The 17,342-nt window shown below is 46.0% G+C and carries 11 protein-coding genes; 5 read left to right on the top strand and 6 right to left on the bottom strand.

Annotation, left to right across the window (positions count from 1 at the left end):
* Positions 1-96: 96 nt before the first annotated feature.
* Together RIE73_RS20980 and RIE73_RS20985 are read left to right on the top strand one after the other, a co-directional pair.
* Complete coding sequence (locus tag RIE73_RS20980; protein WP_446403025.1) at positions 97-294, top strand: hypothetical protein; 198 nt, start codon at positions 97-99, stop codon at positions 292-294.
* A gap of 319 nt (positions 295-613) precedes the next feature.
* The gene (locus tag RIE73_RS20985; protein WP_446403026.1) at positions 614-2,890 is read left to right on the top strand and encodes a two-partner secretion domain-containing protein; all 2,277 of its coding nucleotides are present in this window, start codon (positions 614-616) and stop codon (positions 2,888-2,890) included.
* Here RIE73_RS20985 and RIE73_RS20990 read toward each other — a convergent pair.
* A complete protein-coding gene (locus tag RIE73_RS20990) occupies positions 2,866-3,039 on the bottom strand; it encodes a hypothetical protein (RefSeq protein ID WP_446403027.1) in 174 nt (57 codons plus the stop codon). The two genes, RIE73_RS20985 and RIE73_RS20990, sit on opposite strands and share 25 nt — an antisense overlap.
* 225 nt (positions 3,040-3,264) lie before the next feature.
* Here RIE73_RS20990 and RIE73_RS20995 point away from each other — a divergent pair, with 225 nt between their 5' ends.
* Complete coding sequence (locus RIE73_RS20995; RefSeq protein ID WP_446403028.1) at positions 3,265-5,256, top strand: CHASE2 domain-containing protein; 1,992 nt, start codon at positions 3,265-3,267, stop codon at positions 5,254-5,256.
* Between the two features lie 156 nt (positions 5,257-5,412).
* Positions 5,413-6,270 (top strand): DUF928 domain-containing protein, encoded by an 858-nt coding sequence (locus RIE73_RS21000; protein ID WP_446403029.1) that lies wholly within the window; start codon positions 5,413-5,415, stop codon positions 6,268-6,270.
* A 256-nt stretch (positions 6,271-6,526) separates the two neighbouring features.
* On the opposite strand, the gene RIE73_RS21005 is transcribed toward RIE73_RS21000, so the two are convergent.
* Entirely contained in the window at positions 6,527-9,121 is a 2,595-nt protein-coding gene (locus RIE73_RS21005; protein ID WP_446403030.1) for a CHAT domain-containing protein, read from the bottom strand.
* Between the two features lie 404 nt (positions 9,122-9,525).
* Between RIE73_RS21005 and RIE73_RS21010 the strand changes: the two genes are divergently transcribed.
* Positions 9,526-11,241, top strand: coding sequence for a ShlB/FhaC/HecB family hemolysin secretion/activation protein (locus tag RIE73_RS21010; protein ID WP_446403031.1), 1,716 nt, complete (start codon positions 9,526-9,528; stop codon positions 11,239-11,241).
* A gap of 99 nt (positions 11,242-11,340) precedes the next feature.
* Here RIE73_RS21010 and RIE73_RS21015 read toward each other — a convergent pair whose 3' ends face one another.
* The 4 genes from RIE73_RS21015 to RIE73_RS21030 form a co-directional block, all read right to left on the bottom strand.
* The gene (locus RIE73_RS21015) at positions 11,341-12,756 is read right to left on the bottom strand and encodes a hypothetical protein (RefSeq protein WP_446403032.1); all 1,416 of its coding nucleotides are present in this window, start codon (positions 12,754-12,756) and stop codon (positions 11,341-11,343) included.
* Between the two features lie 33 nt (positions 12,757-12,789).
* The gene (locus RIE73_RS21020; protein WP_446403033.1) at positions 12,790-13,182 is read right to left on the bottom strand and encodes a hypothetical protein; all 393 of its coding nucleotides are present in this window, start codon (positions 13,180-13,182) and stop codon (positions 12,790-12,792) included.
* Between the two features lie 187 nt (positions 13,183-13,369).
* A complete protein-coding gene (locus RIE73_RS21025; RefSeq protein ID WP_446403034.1) occupies positions 13,370-16,681 on the bottom strand; it encodes a tetratricopeptide repeat protein in 3,312 nt (1,103 codons plus the stop codon).
* Entirely contained in the window at positions 16,682-17,059 is a 378-nt protein-coding gene (locus tag RIE73_RS21030; protein WP_446403035.1) for a hypothetical protein, read from the bottom strand. It abuts the gene before it with no gap.
* Between the last annotated feature and the right edge of the window lie 283 nt (positions 17,060-17,342).

Raw genomic sequence — 17,342 nt, forward strand, 5'->3', positions numbered from 1 at the left:
TCTGATAAGAGCAATTTATCTCTCAAAATCAAATTTTAGGGCTAGGTGAATCACACCAAGCTCACAGGTTCGTACATCTACTCGGAGAAAAGAAAAATGAAACTCGTTGCATCTACCGCGATCGCTCTCAGTCTAACATTTTCTACTCAAGTTGGCGCAGCTCCTGTTTCTGCCAATTCCACCATGGAGAATAGAGTTAGGCAAGACCAGCCTGTAAATCCTCAACAGCAGATAGAGGATGCGACTCAGCCAGATTTCTGTAGGAGGTTTATGGGGTGGCCAATGTGTTTCTAACTCAGATGAAGCGTCTCAAAGTAAACGTGCTCTGACGATAGGCATTTATAGCACTACGAGGATGCGTTAGGACATCAGTTAATCCCAACAGGGAACGGGGAACAGTAGAAAATGTCCTAACCTGCCTTAGTAAGGCTATATATGAAGTAGCCTTGGGTTTGGTAAATTCTGTTTTCTATTGAAAGAATTACCGAGAAACAGACAAAATCCACTGGAACGATAATCCTAGGGAAGGTGTCTACCAAGAGTTTCGATGAGCTTCCAAGCGTCATAGAAGAGAAGTTGTTAGACTCTTGTTAGGGAACCTTGAGGTATTCGTATGAAAGGACGCCGTTCTCCATTCTGGCTACTGCCAATAATTTCCTGTTGCTTTCTCATTCCAGTTCGCTCGGCTCAAGCACAAATTTCTTCAGATGGGAGATTACCAACTCCCACGAAGGTTAATACCACTGATAATCTTACATTCACCATTACGGAAGGCACGCGACTCGGGGATAATCTCTTCCATAGCTTTGATAAGTTTTCTGTGCCAACGGGTGGAGAAGCTATATTTAACAATGCTTTAGATGTTCAGAATATCATCAGCCGTGTGACAGGTGGCTCAATCTCGACTATTGATGGCTTACTCACAGCTAAAGGTAGTGCCAATCTATTTCTCCTCAATCCCAATGGAATTATCTTTGGTTCTAATGCGTCGCTAGATTTGGGTGGTTCCTTGATTGCCACGACAGCGAATAGCATAAAGTTTGCTGATGGCACAGAGTTCAGCGCGACTGACCCTTCAGCCTCACTGCTGACCGTCAGTGTGCCAGTTGGACTCCAATTTGGAACTTCCCCAGGACGCATTGTTAATCGTTCTCAAGCTGGTCAGAATCTAGCAACTGAAAGAGCCGCAGGTCTGGAAGTGAAGTCTGGTAAAACTTTAGCTCTAGTTGGCGGTGAAGTCCTGTTAGAGGGGGGCAATCTAACTGCGCCAGGAGGACGAGTTGAGCTGGGGAGTGTTTCTAACAACAGTTTAGTTACTCTGCAATCTACAAACCGAGGTTTGACTCTCAACTATGAGAACGTTCAGAATTTCCAAGATATTCACCTGTCGCAAGCGGCTACCATTGATGTCAGTGATCTCGGTTCGATAGTAACAGGTATAGATATCGGAAGTGGTGACATTCAACTACAAGGTAGGCAGGTCACACTAACTGATGGCTCACAACTAGCCTCTACCACTACAGGCAAAGAATCGGCTGGAACTATAGCAGTTACGGCTTCAGACTTGATTGAGTTGATTGGAACTTCAACCAATGGTCAGGAATCTACTAGCTTTAATACTGGCACAGTCGGTCCTGGAAACGCAGGGAATTTGAGTATTACCACTGGGCGATTGATCATCCGCGATGGGGCAGGAGTAACCACTAGCTCTTTCTCTATTCCATTCGTGATCACACCCACCCATGGTCGCAGTGGGAACTTAACTGTCAATGCCTCGGAGTCTGTAGAAATCATTGGCAGTTCTCCAACAGTTGGAGCGAGTGGATTAGGTGTAGGAACATTCACTGACGGAAATGCTGGCAACTTGCAAATTACGACTAGAGAACTGATTATTCGAGATGGAGCTAAAGTATCTGCTGCCACTTCCAGTGGTGGTCAAGGAGGAACTTTAACGGTAGATGCTTCAGAGTCTGTAGAAATCATTGGCACAGGTATTGGAAACAATGATCAAGTTATTGCCAGTACCTTAGAAGTTTCTAGTGAAGGAACAGGCGATGCGGGAAATTTAGAAATTACCACCAATAATTTGAGACTCCGAGATGGCGGAGAAATCAGGGCAACCTCAGATCAAGCAGGAGGAGGTAACATCGATATCACGGCTGAAGATATTCGTCTACGTGACGGTAGCTTGATTAGTGCCAGTGTGTTTGAGAGTATTGGCGGCGGCGGCAATATTACAATTAACTCCGATGTTTTTATCGCTCTAGAAGATAGTGACATTCTGGCAAATGCTGTTGATGGAAGGGGCGGTAATATCACCATTATCTCTCCCGTGTTTCTGGCAGACTTTTTCTCCAGTGGTCAAGCAACAGCCGTAGGTCGCAACCCCGGTTCTTTTGAGCCATTTCGGGGCAATGATCGGGTTGATATTTCAGTAGAAGCATTGGGTAGCGGTGATACGGGTAATTTATTTATAGCCTCGCTGAATTTGAATCAAGATTCCCTCTCGCCACTATCAACCAATTTTCTGCCACCGGAACAAGTGATTGCCGATAGTTGTCTCACTCACCGCAATAAGGAGCAAGGTAGCTTTATCGTTACAGGTAAGGGGGGTTTACCGAATAACCCCTATGATCCGCTATCAGGTCGCTATTCCGTTACTCAGGTTCAGGGAATTAGTGGCGATGCTGCACAACAAACTACTGCGCCAACGGTCAATTCCCCATCCTCAACCTCCAGTTTCTGGAAACCGGGCGACCCAATTCAAGAAGCTCAGGGTATGATGGTAACGTCTGATGGACGTGTCGTCGTGGGTACGGCTCCGGAACTGGTAGCGATCGCGAATGCTGATGATTTAATCTGCTATCAGGCTGCATCACAAGAGGAATAGGCTGCGCGATCGTTTAACCCAACCGACTTGAACTTATGGGCAGAACTGACAGGCTCCCGGCGTGGGGCGGGTTTAGTCAGGTTATCGGTTTGTGAAAAAATGTTATCGGTAAAACCCGCCCCTACACCCTCTGCTTTCAGACGCGCCATGGCACGTCTGGAACATTGCTTTCAGCTTAAGTTGACACCAATGATAGCGATGCGCCTTGATCAGGGATAATTTTCCAAAAATGGTATTCCAGAGAACTCAAATTTAAAGTTTTAGTAAAAATTGATTCCTTTAAACCTAATTTTTCTGTTTCAATTACTTTGTCCTTGAATAAGGTAAGCAGAGAGATCTAGCTTTCTAACCATCAAGGAGCGCTAAAACATAAGATGTGGAAAGAACTTAGACAAAAAATTTGGGAAGGGCGAGGTGTCTGGACGGTTGCTCCTGGTGTGGCTGGACTCGTTATTCTATTAAGGCTTCTCGGCTTTTTGCAGGCTTGGGAATGGGCAGCTCTTGACCAATACTTTCGCTGGCGTCCACGAGAACCTGTTGATGAACGAGTTCTGATTGTGGGAATTAGTGAGACGGATCTAAAAAATGTCGGACAGTGGCCCATTCCGGATAATGTTTTGGCTGAACTCCTCAAAAAAATCAAAGCGCAAAACCCGAGAGTGATTGGTCTTGACCTGTATCGAGATTTACCCGTTTTGCCCGGTCATGACGAATTAGTCAATGTTTTTGAAACAACTCCCAATTTAATCGGGATCGAGAAAATTAACGAGCAAGATCCCAGCGCCAGTGTAGCACCTCCACCCGTGTTAGAGGAACTTGGACAAGTGGGATTTAATAATGTGGTGATTGATGCGGATGGTAAGCTGCGTCGCTCATTGCTTTATATGGTTAAAAATGATCAACCCACTATCTCTTTTGGTATGAGACTGGCGTTGATGTATTTAGAAGAGCAAGATATTATATCTAAACCTTCACAAACAAATCCCCTGATTTTTCATTTGGGCAAGGGAACGTTTCAACCGTTTCAAGCCAATGATGGCGGTTATGTTGATGAATTAGAATTCTATATTGGAGAATTAAAATTCCTTGCCGCTCCCTGGGTTACACTACCCGCAGATGATAGGGGTTACCAAATTTTGCTAAACTATAGGGGGTCGGCTCGTACCTTTCCCAGGGTGTCATTGACAGAGGTACTCGAAGACCGGATACCACCAGACTTAATGCGCGATCGCCTCGTTTTAATTGGGGCAACGGCAACTAGCCTGAATGATTTCTTCTACACTCCCTATAGTGGTGATACAATTGCCACCCAAGAGCGCACGCCTGGGATAGAAGTTCAGGCTAACATGATCAGTCAATTGCTGAGTTCAGCCCTAGAGGGGCGTTCTGGACTGAAAACCTGGTCGGAACCAATCGAAGGGATCTGGATTTTTCTCTGGTCTTTGACGGGTGCAACCCTGTGTTGGGTTTTGCGAGATGCCGAAGGTCTGACTAAATTACTCCCTCGTTGGACCGTAATTAGCCTGGTACTGGCGCTGGCAGGTTTGGTGGGAAGCAGCTACTTAGCATTTATCATCAGCGGTTGGTGGATTCCTGTGATTCCCCCAGCTTTGGCGTTATTGGGTGCCGCTACAGCAACGACAGGGTACATCGCTAACTTCGAGCGTGAAGAGCGACACACCGTTATGAATTTATTCGGTCGCCATGTAACCAAGCAAATCGCCGAAGCAATTTGGCGCGATCGCGAACAACTTCTCAAAGAAGGACGTCTACGTGGTCAGAAGATGACGGCTACGGTTCTGTTCTCAGACCTGAAAGGGTTTAGTACAGTGGCAGAAAATATGAGTTCTGAAACGCTGATGGCTTGGCTGAATCAATATATGGATGCCATGGCGGGAACGGTGCTAGATCATGGCGGTGTTGTGGATAAGTTTATCGGCGATGCGGTTATGGCAGTGTTTGGTGTGCCGATTAAACGCACGACATCCGCAGAAATTGACCAAGATGCGATCGCGGCGGTCAACTGTGCTTTAGCCATGGCACAAAAACTGCAAACCCTGAATCGAGAATGGCAACGTCAAGGCTATCCCCAAACCGCAATGCGCGTGGGAATTGCCACCGGAGATGTGGTCACGGGTAGCTTGGGGAATGCTCAACGGCTTGACTACACCACCCTAGGAGATAGCGTGAATGTAGCGGCTCGATTAGAAAGTTACGATAAAACTCTCGATGGAGGAATTTGTCGGATTTTAATTAACGAAGAAACATACCAGCATCTACACAACCAATTCCCCACCAAACAAATCGGTCAGGTGAGACTCAAAGGGCGCGAACAGTTAACTGCCGTTTATCAAATTTTGCTGTAGTTGTTTAACATGCCATGTATAATGATCTAGATTTTGTCAGCCAAGAGCGCTATTGAGTCCAAAAGCCTTCAGGCAAAATTTTTCGATAGCTAGAGTAGGTGCATCACATCCCAACCCTTTGTAAAAAGACCCTTATGAAACGAAGGAATTAATCTCATGAACACTACTCGGCAAAAATTAATAACCATCATTGCCGGGACAGCTTCAATTGTTTCCCTGCAAATGTTCGGCTTCTTAGACCTACCTGAACCCCGGATTTTTTCGTCGTCGGAGAATTTAGAATTTCTGACCGCGACCTGGAGCGATTTACCGGCTAACGCCCAATTAAACAAAACGTCAACCCATCGTGCGTCCAAACAATATATACCACCCGTGGCAAGGAATCCACGGCGGACTATCGGATCAGGTTCACGCGGCTGTCACCAATCGTTAACCAACAATTTAGTCACATTGTTGATCCCATCGCAAGAGTATGCCGGACAAACCACATCCGGTCATCCTACCTTTTTCTGGCACTTATCACAGCCTGTACCTGCAGGTGTACCCATACGGTTTGCTCTGGTGGAACCCGGCGTTCCGGAACCAATCTTTGAGAAACAGATTGATTCTCCCCAAGTCGGGATGATACAGTTGCAAGTGCCGAAAGACCGACCGGAATTGCAAACCGGACGCACCTACAAATGGTCAGTCACTCTGATCTGTAATACTAAGCGTCCGTCGGCTAATCCTGTATTCATTAGTTGGATTGAGCGTGTACCCACACCAGCCGCTTTAGAACAACAACTACCATCAACTCCCGCCAAGAGCAATGTGCCGACACGGGTGTGGCGCGATCGCGCTTGGAGTTATGCTGAATCTGGACTGTGGTACGATGCCTTAGACGCAATGTCCAACGTTGAAACCGCTAATTCTAATCAGCTAGCGACCAACGATGATTTGCTGGCTCTGCTTGAGCAAGTTGGTTTGACTCAAGTCACGCAGCAAGAACGGCTGGATGTTGCCAAAAGACCGTGACTGTCGAAAAGAAAGCGGGTAAAGCGTGAACATTAGTGCAATACCGGGAGTCGGGATACACCATGTAACCCTGCTCCCTCTTTTAGGGGCTGCTGAATAAGTCTTGTGGTGGGGTAGGGAGCTGGGGGAGCTGGGGAAGCTGGGGAAGCTGGGGGAGCTGGGGAAGAGGATTACCAATGAACCATGAACAATGAACAATCAACAAATGACGAATGACGATTTCCACTTTTAACTTTAATTATGTACACCTACTGAACTAACTCCAATTGCCAATCAGAATAAACGGTGACCAAACGGCTGGATGATTATAATTCACATTAGAAATCATCTTTAGCTGTGCCTGCCTTAACGCTTCTGCCCTGGTGATATCTGGTTGGCGTAGCTGGCGATAAAATTCAGCAATCAACGGTACAGTTGCTTCATCATTGATATACCACAGCGTCGCTACCGCACTCTCTACACCAGCTCGAACCGCGACACCCGCAATTCCTAAAGCGGAACGATTGTTTCCCGTTGCGGTTTGACAAGCACTCAAAGTGAGCAGTTTCACCGCTTCTCGGCGACCGCGAGACCGTAAGAGATTGTCCAGTTCTTCAATACTAATTTGTTGATCATAACCCAGGATAAAAGTACTCTGGGAATCAACACCAAATTTGCCATGGGTAGCCATGTGAACCACGGGAAAATTTTGGCGTCGTAGTTTGGTTTGTAAGTTTGAGAATGTAAATTCTTGATTAATTAACTCTGTCCCGCCTAAGATTTCTTCGACCGCATTTAACTCAGCTTCTACATTCGTCAGGGGCGCAAAGGGCGGTTTAGCAACGGTTAAACCTAGACTCAACGCTTTTAACTGATTGCGATCTAACGGTTGGCTGGTGGTTAATGACAGACTGGGAGTAATGGCAATGGGATATTTCTCAATCAAAAACTCTTGACCATCATGCAGCGCACTCATCGGTATCTGACGTAAGACGCCATCGTTGATGAAGACTAACGTTTTGGGTTGCATGACGGCTAAATCGGCTTCCATGGGACGAATTAACCGATCATAAATTTTTTTAGCTTGGGGAATATATTGCTCCGTGGTGCGTAGTTCCAGAAAGTAGCGGAGCTGCTCAATCTCGGCTTCGATCTCTTCCTTACTGATCGGAATCGGATAGTTTTTCAGGGAACCATCGGGCGATCGCAAGATCATTTCGGTGCGATCGTTTAAAATGATCGAGTAGATGACCGCCGTATTCGTATCCGCTAACCCTTTCTCATTTTGGGCTTTGTCTTTAGCGACTTGCACGCATTCATCGCCGAAAAAGTTTTCCAATTCTGCCAGTTTGAGCAGTTCGACGATATCGATGACCTCTTTGAGAGGTGAAACCTCTTCCTGGGAGTTGGCTTCGCTCAAATCGCTACTGGAAGCATTGAGGAGCAAATCAATTAATTCCCGATAAACGGGTTCAACCTGTTCTCGGAAATCCAGTTGTAATTCTTTATTGGTGACTAAATCGCCGCGAATATTTTGCAGCGTCGCGATCGCTTGTTCATACGCGACAATGGCTGAGGCGATGTCACCTCTGGCTTTCAGCATCCGCCCAGCTTGCCATTCCCAGCGATACAGACTATCGGAGGATTGAATTTGCTGGGCGCTAAATTCAGCTTGACGAGTCAACGCCATCGCCGTGTTGTAGTCTCCAGCGGATTCATACAACTGTCCTAAGCTCCCTAGGGCAAAGGATTGGGCTTTGGTATCGCCAATCTTTTGCGCTACCATGAGGGCTTGGGTTAAAAGCTGGATCGATTCTTGGGTTGAAACCTCTGACTCGATCTGTTGGAAACTCTCGGCTAGGTTAATCAGGGTATAGGCTTTCTGTCGTGAATCCGGTATTCCAGGCAGGAGTTCTCTGACTCGTTGCCAATTGCTCTGAAGAAATGCCCGATCGCCCTCACTCAAGGGTTGGGCGGAATTGTCAGCGACAGTAGCGGAATGACGACTAATCACCCAGCGATTTAAATTCATTAAAGCTTTAATTTCGGTCAAACTTCCCAAGGCTTGCGCCGTTTCCAGACTTTGCTCAAAGAATAGTCTGGCTTGCGTCCAATCCTGAAGCGCGTCTTGGGTTAAGCGCGTCGCCTGTTGCACATCTCCTTCTAACTCCGCCACCTGCGCCTGATAACTAGAGCGGTTGGCTCGGCTGACATAAACATTTCCCACGTTATTTAAAGCCGTGGCAATAAAACTATTATTATTCAATGCGCGGGCAATTTTCAGGCTTTGTTTGTGGGCAGAAATTGCCTGATCATAGTTTCCTAAACTCCAGTGAGCATTGCCTAAAGCGCCCTGAGCGGCGGCTTCGGCTAAGGGATCTTGGTATTCAGTGGCGAGTTCAATGGCTGACTCTAAAAGGGTAATCGCTCGCGGATGTTGTCCCAAATCATTGTAAGCTTGGGCTTGTTCCGTTAATAGCCCAGCCATCCGTTTTTGGGTTTCTGCATCGGGTGAAGCTTGGTAAATTTGGATCGCCTTTTGCCAGTGGGCGATCGCCTGAGCCAGTTCCCCCATTTGCCGATAGGCTAACGCTAAGTTATTGTGAACAATTGCTTGATCTTTGTCGTCACTGATTTGAGGTAAGGCTTGTTCCCACCAGCGAATCGCTTGGGCAAATTCTCCGATTTGATAGGCTGCAATTCCCTGGGAGACAAGCTGTTTTTCAGAAGTCGGTGTGAGCCGTTGCTGCTGTTGAATTTTTGTTGCGGGTTCAGCTTGTCCAGTAGACCAGGGATGAAAGCTGATACAAAAGATCAGACTGGCTAAGGATAATCCAATAAATCGACGCCAAAACTGCCAACCGTGGGACATTTTTCGGAACAATGATAACAATTAACTCTATTTTATAAAATTTTGATCTGAACTGGGTGGTCTGAATTTGAGGGTCTCTGGGTTTCTCAACAGATAAAAACAGGGGACAAAGCGTCTCCTAAGCTGCTACTATATTGTATTTCTTCCGGTCACTGATGCTGAAAGCAGAACAAGCAATAAAAGACTATTACCTAGCAGGAATGCCATGGGGGATGAATTAATTTTTGGGAAAACGAGATGCGTTATAGCTATCGTCATAACGATTAGGACAGGTTTAACCGCTCTGCCAACCACATACCCGAATCAACTGTCTGCCCTAGAGCCTCCTGATCCTACCTTTTGCGATCAACAGTCCGGGGTTTCTCTGCATCCTTGTCAACTGATGACCTTTGCACTACTGGTTTATGTTTAAACGGTTTCTTTGGGCTTTAAATCTGGTGTACTTGAGCTGGAGTGGTATCGCCTTAGCTCAAGACTTGCCATCGATGAGCCAAACGACTCCAGAGATTCCACCGGGTATCCTGGAACCCACTCGTCCCAATCTGCCTTCTTTGCCGACGACGCCCCCAGAAACGCCTCCATCACTTCCCCCCCTCACACCCACCCCAGAACCCTCGCTGACGCCAGTACCGGATGTGGAGGTTAATGTCACGGTTGAACGAGTTGAGGTATTAGGGAGTACGGTTTTTTCCCCGGATCAATTGCAAGATGTGGTTGCACCCTTTATTGGTCAAAATGCTTCCTTTGAAGAACTCTTAGCGATTCGCACGGCGATTACCGAGTTATATACAGACAATGGCTACACCACTTCCGGTGCTTTTCTTCCGTCTCAGGATATTACCGAGGGTGTGGTGAGCATTCAGGTGGTTGAAGGTAGCATTGAACGCATTGATATTCAAGGATTAGAGCGTTTGCGGGATGATTATGTGCGATCGCGGATTCAGTTGGCGACGCAAACCCCGGTGAATATTCGTCGTTTGGAGGAGGCGTTGCAACTGCTGCAACTTGATCCGGTACTCGATCAAATTCAAGCCGAGTTATCAGCAGGAACCATGGCGGGGACAAATGTGTTAACCCTAGAGATAGAAGAGGCAAAACCTTGGACGAGTGCTGTCATTGTCGAGAATCGAGATTCTCCCAGTGTCGGTTCCTTGGGGGGAACCGTGAGAGTCGAGAATCGGAATCTATTAGGATTAGGCGATCGCATCAGTGCTGATTATGGCATAACCGAAGGGGTGGATCAGTATAGTCTGAGCTATGAAATCCCCCTCAATCCCAGGGATGGCAAGTTAAGTCTTAGTTATAACCGTAGCGATAGTGACATTGTTGAAGATCCGTTTTCGGTCTTAGATATTAACTCCAACTCAGAAACCTTTTCTGTTGGATTTCGCCAACCGATAGTCCATACGCCAACGAGTGACTTTGCCTTGTCCTTGTCTCTGGATTTACGTCAAAGCCAAACCTTTGTCCTCGATGATATCCCCTTTTCCTTTTCCCTGGGACCCGAAGACGGGGAATCGAAAGTAACTGTGGTGCGGTTTAGTCAAGACTGGCTCAACCGTTCCACTGATCGCGTCTTAGCCGCGCGATCGCAGTTTAGTTTTGGCTTGGATGCCTTTGACGCCACCATCAATGACACGGGTACGGATGGGCGGTTTATGAGTTGGGTGGGACAGTTTCAGTGGGTGCAGGCTTTAGGCGAAGATAGTATCATTATTGCTCGCGCTGGGGCGCAATTATCGAATGATTCTCTCTTACCATTAGAACAGTTCAGTATTGGCGGAATTGATACCGTGCGAGGGTATCGCCAAAATCAGCGCGTGGCTGACAATGGAATTATTGGTTCTGTGGAAGTTCGTTTCCCGATTATCAGCCAACCGGAGGGAATTGGCACGGTGCAAATTGCTCCGTTTTTCGATAGTGGCACGGTTTGGAATCACGAGGATGAGGTGACTAATCCTAATACTTTAGCCAGTATTGGCTTAGGACTTTTATGGCAACGTGATCCCTCGTGGTCAGCCCAACTGTATTGGGGAATTCCCCTCAATAGCGTTGAGGATGAAGGCGGTTCTCTGCAAGATCATGGGATTACTTTTTCCATTCTTTTTCAACCCTTTTAACCCTTAGCTACTTTTTCCTGCTATCCCTTCTGCCTTCTGCCTTCTGCCTTCTGCCTTATCCCAACTCAAACGGGGGCAAGTGACCCGGATTTAGTATCATTAACGTCGCCGCCAATGGGCGATGAGGCGATAGAGGAGGGCGATGAGAAAGGGTGAACTAAACAGCAGACTCCAGAAGACAATCGGTGAGGATAAAAATGAAACATCTTGGTAGGATTTCGGTTGGGGTTGTTGTACGGAAATCGCTGTGGCGGTTAAGCCGCTAATCGCTAGTCCAATTCCAGCTAAGGCAATGGTAGTATCTAGGGCGCGATCGCTCTTGGTTTGCTCAACGTCGATAATCCCTTGTAGGGTACTATTCAGGTTCTCTAGTAACGTGAGTCCGGGTTGGAAGTTCTCACAGTCGGAGGCGACTTGGCGCTGGTATTTCTGGGCGTAGAGTTCACTGCTGAATTCTGCCAAAACCGTTAAGTCACTCGTTGGATACTTTTTCTGCATACTTTGCAGCCGATATTGATAGTTTTCCAGGTTAATGGTTAGGGTACGACTTTGGTTTTGTAGGGCATTTAAGGCAATAGCATATTGCGACAAATTAATCAAGTGTTCTTTCATCGTTTGTTGCAAATGTCCCAACCTGATCCGGTTTTTTTCGCATTGTTCAGTCATCTGTTTAATTTTGTGGATCGCGGGTTGAATATCCACGTATTCCCGTTTAAGGTCATATTTCTGGGCTTGGCTTTGGTAATACGACCAAACGATTTTATGGCGGTATTGAAACAAGCGCAACCAGTCATAATAGGTGGCTTGTACCTGGGTTCGCATGGCGTTGGGGGTGGAATCGTGGGGAAATAGCCAGATTAACAGGTGATGGCTTTTTTGGCGATAGTTTTGCCAAAATTCGGCAGGGGATAAGCCGGGATTTGCGGGACGATACCAGAGTTCAAATAGAGTTGCACCGTTTAACTGTCCTTTGCCAATGATGTCTCTATTCCAGTTATAATTGCTGAGAATTTGAGTGTAGCACTCTTGGGCGATTTCTTCAATCTCCGTATCAGTTTTCGGGGTAGTCAGTTGACCCCAGAGTAACCAGGTTTGTCCGAGGGTTCCGGTTTGTTGGGATAAGCGTTGAATCAGGTCTTGTTTGAGGTGAAAGAAGGGTTGATCATCAAGGTTTTGGGGGTCATCATTAAATTGATGATTGGCATTCAGTTTGCCGGAATAATTCACCTGAAGCGCGTAAGTGTCACCCAGTTGTAGCGGATAGTACCAGCCATCTAAGGGTGAGGGGAATGGCTGAATTTGGGTATCAAGGAGTTGAATCGGATCGGTATCTGGGGTTTGGGGATGCTGAAGTTGGGCGTATTTTTCGTTAAAATCATGTTCATCTAAATTGCCGTAAACTTTATGCCAAAAGTTGTAGCGGTTTTGGTTAATTTGATCAGAACTTTGTCCTAATCCTTCTTTGAGATCATAGAGGAAAAGGTTAATACTAGGATAGATAATAAAATTAGACATATTAGTAGGGTAGGCATTGCCCACCTAAATTGTTCAGTCTTCACCCCGAATCCCTTGCCAAAGGCGTTTGAGAAGATTAGGCTGATTTTTTGTCTTCGCTTTGGTGACAGAATCCGAAGCGTTAAAAGTATCAATAGCCGAATTGGTCAATTCTTGCGTTGATTCATTGGGTAAAGGGAGTGGTGGTAATCCTTTGTTACGAATACCTGCATTTTGATCTAACCGTCTCTGTTCTGCCTGGTAAAGTTCATTTAAAGGAGGATAGTCTTCAACAATAATATCCAGATTCCCGATAGTATCAGGATTGGCTTTCATTGTTTCTGCCAAATCATTAAACTTAGATTGCACATCCGGCGGTAAAGGATTATCTAACTGTGCCAAAGCATTCAAGCAAGCCGTTAATAATCGTTGGTCACTAGCATTCATCTCTACACCTCTCCATTCACCTTACCTTATTTTCCCATCAAATCAGACTCCCAACCACCCACTCCCTCTGCGAACCTCTGCGTTAACCTCTGCGTCCTCTGCGTTGAAAAATATAATGCTCAACCAGACAAATTATAACCAAATTGTCGCAAAATTGTAGGGTGCGTTAGCAAAGCGTAACGCACCATCAGCCCTCACCCCCAGCCCCTCTCCCAAGCTTGGGAGAGGGGGGCAAGAGGGAACCTGTAATCGTAAACGCCGCCCAATAATAGGGATGCTCAAAGATTCTTTCTTGCAATTCTTCCTGTTCCATTTGGTCAATTTTCCATAACTCATTTTTAACAAAAGGACGCAGCGGTTGCTCCTCTCTTGGTAATTGTTTAAAAATCACCCAATAATATCGCCTCAACTTCTGATAGGTAAGATTCCTTAACCAGTTTTGCGCTTTCACCAACGCCACCGCAGGCGGTTTACCTTTTTTCAGTTGCCAGTAAAAATAAACGATAAACAGTAAACTACTGATATGATCAGGAATCGTCCACAGGGTACTCAAAACATGAGAAACGCCTTGATAAACAAACGCACTAACTAATCCCACATAATCTTTTTCAATCGTTTCTCTTCCAGTAAGCGCCGTTTCACAGGCGGCGAGGGTGACAAGTTGATAGTGATTTAAGCAAAGCTGACGGATATCGTTAATCGTTAGTTTATCCTGATCATTGAGGAGTAAGGCTGAGTTTTGGGGTGTGTCGTTATTATAGGTTCCATGTCCGGTAAAGTGGAAGATAGTGTAATTTCCGTTAATCGCATCGGTAACGGCTGTTTTAGTCGCCTTTTTACCTGACAGGCGCTGAGAATTGGGGAACAATTGAGCAATCGCGGCTGATTCAATTTCTGCGTAGGGAAGCGGTTCACAGTCTTTGTGAGGCGGATAGTCTACCTGTAGGGGCAAAATATGTGGTGTCTCTTCACGGTTATTTAAATTGAGTCCAATTTGGGCGCTGGGGAGATAGGTAATTGTGAATGTATCGGGAAATAATGCATGGAGGGGAAAGCAGTGTAAGTCGCGATGGGGAATCAGAATCAGATTGTGAATTTGAGGGGTGGGATTGGTGATGGATTCGGGATTTAGTTGAGTTAAAATGGCGGGAATATTTAGGATATGATGTAATTCTTCGAGTAAGTTAGGTAATTTATCCTGCCAAAAATTCCCCAATTCTTGCTCGCCCCTTTTATCCCCCTTCCATCCCCCTTTTTCGATCCCCCTTCCGTCCCCCTTCAAAAGGGGGAGACCAGAGGATGCTTCGCTTTTTGTTCCATGGGGGAAGCCAGAGGATGCTTCGCTTTTTTGGCACGGGGGCTGGAGGGGATTCTTCCGATAATCCTGATAAAATTCATCCCAGGTTTTAATCCAATCCTCTAAGGGTTTAATCCCTCTGACTTCCCCCGACGCGGAGAGAGGCGCATCAATAATAATCGGATTTTCGCGATCGTGTTTAATAATAAACGTCGTCAGGGCATTAGGACTCAGATGCCAATAAATAATCGCGGTTGTGGGATTGGTGAGGGATTGAATCTGGCGATAATCGGGACTCAGCGTGGTTTCCTTTCGGGCATCGAATATCCAGGTGAGATAGAGATTCTTATTCATCTCGGCGGCTTTTAATGCCAAGATAGGTTCACCTTCTTCGACTAAAACATCAACCCGCATTTGGGAGAAGGGGAGGAATTTAGCCCGGAGTTGGCTTATCTGGAATGTGGATTTTTGACTATTTAATAGCGTCTGGAATACCTTTAAACCTTGGTTGCGCCATTCCTTGGCTTCTGTGTGTTGGTTTAAGCCCAATAAGACACGAATTAAGTCTTGGAGAACCTCTAAATGTTGTTCAGGATAGGCGTCTGGGGTGAGGGTAATCAAGGCTTGGCGATATTCGGTTACGGCTTTATGCCAATAGTCGCGGTAATTGCGCTGGTACTTTCCTTGCTGATAGTGGGCTTTTCCTATGTATTGATGCAATAAACCCCAACCTTCGGGGTGGGTGTCTTGGAGACAATGCTTTAACCCTTCCTGATACGATAACAACTCTCCTGGATAACCGCGTTGAGTTAGAGCCGGATTGGGTAAGATTGGGGAGATATTGGGGAATTGGAACTGTAAAACAGTCGCCGCTTCGGGATTATAGTGTCGAGAGTTTCCAGCAGCAATCCCTCGGTTTAGCCAAGCGTCGTGGAAATCAGGTTTGAATTGAAGAGCTTTGTCATAACAGACAATTGCTTCTTCATGTTCTCCTAAATAAGCTAGCGCATTACCCCGGTTGTGCCAAGCGTCGTGGAAATCAGGTTTGAATTGAATGGCTTTGTCACAATTGGTGATCGCCTTTTCATACTCTCCTAACTGAGCCAGTGCCAAACCCTGGTTGTTCCAAGCTTCGTAGTAATCAGGTTTGATTTTAAGGGCTTTGTCATAATTGGCAATCGCTTCTTCATATTCTCCTAAATCAGCCAGAACATTACCCCGGTTGTTCCAAGCTTCGTAGTAATCAGGTTTGATTTTAAGGGCTTTGTCATAATTGGCAATCGCTTTTTTATACTCTCTTAATCCAAACAACGCCACACCCTGTTTGTCCCAAGCGTTGTGGAAATCAGGCTTTAATTGAAGGGCTTTGTCATAATTGGCAATCGCTTTTTTATACTCTCTTAATCCCAACAGCGCCACACCTCGGTTGTGCCAAGCTAAATGGTCATCAGGTTTGAATTGAAGGGCTTGATTAAAAGATATAATCGCGTCTTTATATCGCCCTAAATTATCACATAGAACTACCCCTCTGCTGTTCCAAGCTTCATGCAAGTCTGGTTTGAATTGAAGGGCTTTGTCATAAGAGGCGATCGCCTTTTTGTACTCTCCTAAATAATCTAGCGCCAAACCCCGGTTATACCAAGCTAAGTGGTCATCAGGTTTGAATTGAAGAGCTTTGTCATAACAGGCAATTGCTTTTTCATATTCTCCTAAGTGCTTCAACGCCAAACCCCGTTTGTGCCAAGCTAAGTGGTAATCAGGTTTAATTTGAAGGGCTTTGTCAAAAGATGCGATCGCCTTTTTATCGCGCCCTAAATTATCACATAGAACTGCGCCTTTGCTATTCCAAACTTCGTGGTCGTCAGGCTTGAATTGAAGGGCTTTGTCAAAAGATGCGATCGCCTTTTTATATTTTCCTAAATGAACCAGCACCAGACCCCGGTTGCGCCAAGCTAATTGGTCATCAGGTTTGAATTGAAGGGCTTTGTCAAAAGATTTAATTGCCTTTTCATTTTCTCCTAAATGACCCAGCGCCACACCCCGGCTGCACCAAGCTAAGTGGTAATCAGGTTTAATTTGAAGGGCTTTGTCAAAAGATGCGATCGCTTGTTCAAACTGCTCTAACTTACAATATTCATATCCTTGCTGCAACCATTGCTGTGCTAAGTATTCATTAATATCCTGTCCTTGAGATGGTGTCATCTAGCCAAGTTCTCCTCCTGCAAAATCCCTAACAATCTCTGCGGCAATTTCCCCCAATTCCCCACACCCTACCCGACTCAACCGCACCAACTGCGACGCCAACTGATGATCCGCGTCTGGCAATTTCCGTAACTGTTTCCCATACTCTCGCAGCCACGCCTTAAAATAGCGGTCATTCATCCGATGTCCTAACTGTTGGAATACCTCTTGTGAGTTCCATCTCTGACTTACCCCAGTTAGCAGTTGCCCCAATAGCTGCTGATAGTCTGCATCACTGAGGCGTTGACGTTTCACCCGCCTGTGTCGTTTCTGTTTGAGGAAGGGGGGTAATAGGGGCTGAATTAGCCGGATTAGCCAGCGCCAAAACTGCTTCACCATTGGCTTGTCGAAAAGGGGGTATTGTTTTAGTATATATCGTTATTTTATCAATGGACAATTAGTAATTGATAATTGATAATTGATAATTGATTAATTGGGTCTCTCGAACTTGTCACCCTCATCCCCTAACCCCTTCTCCCATCGAGGGAGAAGGGGAACCAGACTGTTCAATATACTATGATAAGTCTCTAAACTACTTCCTCTTACATACCTCTTGCTCCCCTCTCCCCGGAGTGGGAGAGGGGCTGGGGGTGAGGGGTTTTAGTTAACATCAATATCACGC

The sequence above is a fragment of the Coleofasciculus sp. C1-SOL-03 genome (genome assembly GCF_040220555.1).
In the GTDB taxonomy this organism is placed as follows: domain Bacteria; phylum Cyanobacteriota; class Cyanobacteriia; order Cyanobacteriales; family Coleofasciculaceae; genus Coleofasciculus.

Coding starts and splice junctions, on each gene's coding strand:
- RIE73_RS20980 (WP_446403025.1), top strand. CDS start 97: ATGAAACTCGTTGCATCTACCGCGATCGCTCTCAGTCTAACATTTTCT.
- RIE73_RS20985 (WP_446403026.1), top strand. CDS start 614: ATGAAAGGACGCCGTTCTCCATTCTGGCTACTGCCAATAATTTCCTGT.
- RIE73_RS20990 (WP_446403027.1), bottom strand. CDS start 3,039: ATGGCGCGTCTGAAAGCAGAGGGTGTAGGGGCGGGTTTTACCGATAAC.
- RIE73_RS20995 (WP_446403028.1), top strand. CDS start 3,265: ATGTGGAAAGAACTTAGACAAAAAATTTGGGAAGGGCGAGGTGTCTGG.
- RIE73_RS21000 (WP_446403029.1), top strand. CDS start 5,413: ATGAACACTACTCGGCAAAAATTAATAACCATCATTGCCGGGACAGCT.
- RIE73_RS21005 (WP_446403030.1), bottom strand. CDS start 9,121: ATGTCCCACGGTTGGCAGTTTTGGCGTCGATTTATTGGATTATCCTTA.
- RIE73_RS21010 (WP_446403031.1), top strand. CDS start 9,526: ATGTTTAAACGGTTTCTTTGGGCTTTAAATCTGGTGTACTTGAGCTGG.
- RIE73_RS21015 (WP_446403032.1), bottom strand. CDS start 12,756: ATGTCTAATTTTATTATCTATCCTAGTATTAACCTTTTCCTCTATGAT.
- RIE73_RS21020 (WP_446403033.1), bottom strand. CDS start 13,182: ATGAATGCTAGTGACCAACGATTATTAACGGCTTGCTTGAATGCTTTG.
- RIE73_RS21025 (WP_446403034.1), bottom strand. CDS start 16,681: ATGACACCATCTCAAGGACAGGATATTAATGAATACTTAGCACAGCAA.
- RIE73_RS21030 (WP_446403035.1), bottom strand. CDS start 17,059: ATGGTGAAGCAGTTTTGGCGCTGGCTAATCCGGCTAATTCAGCCCCTA.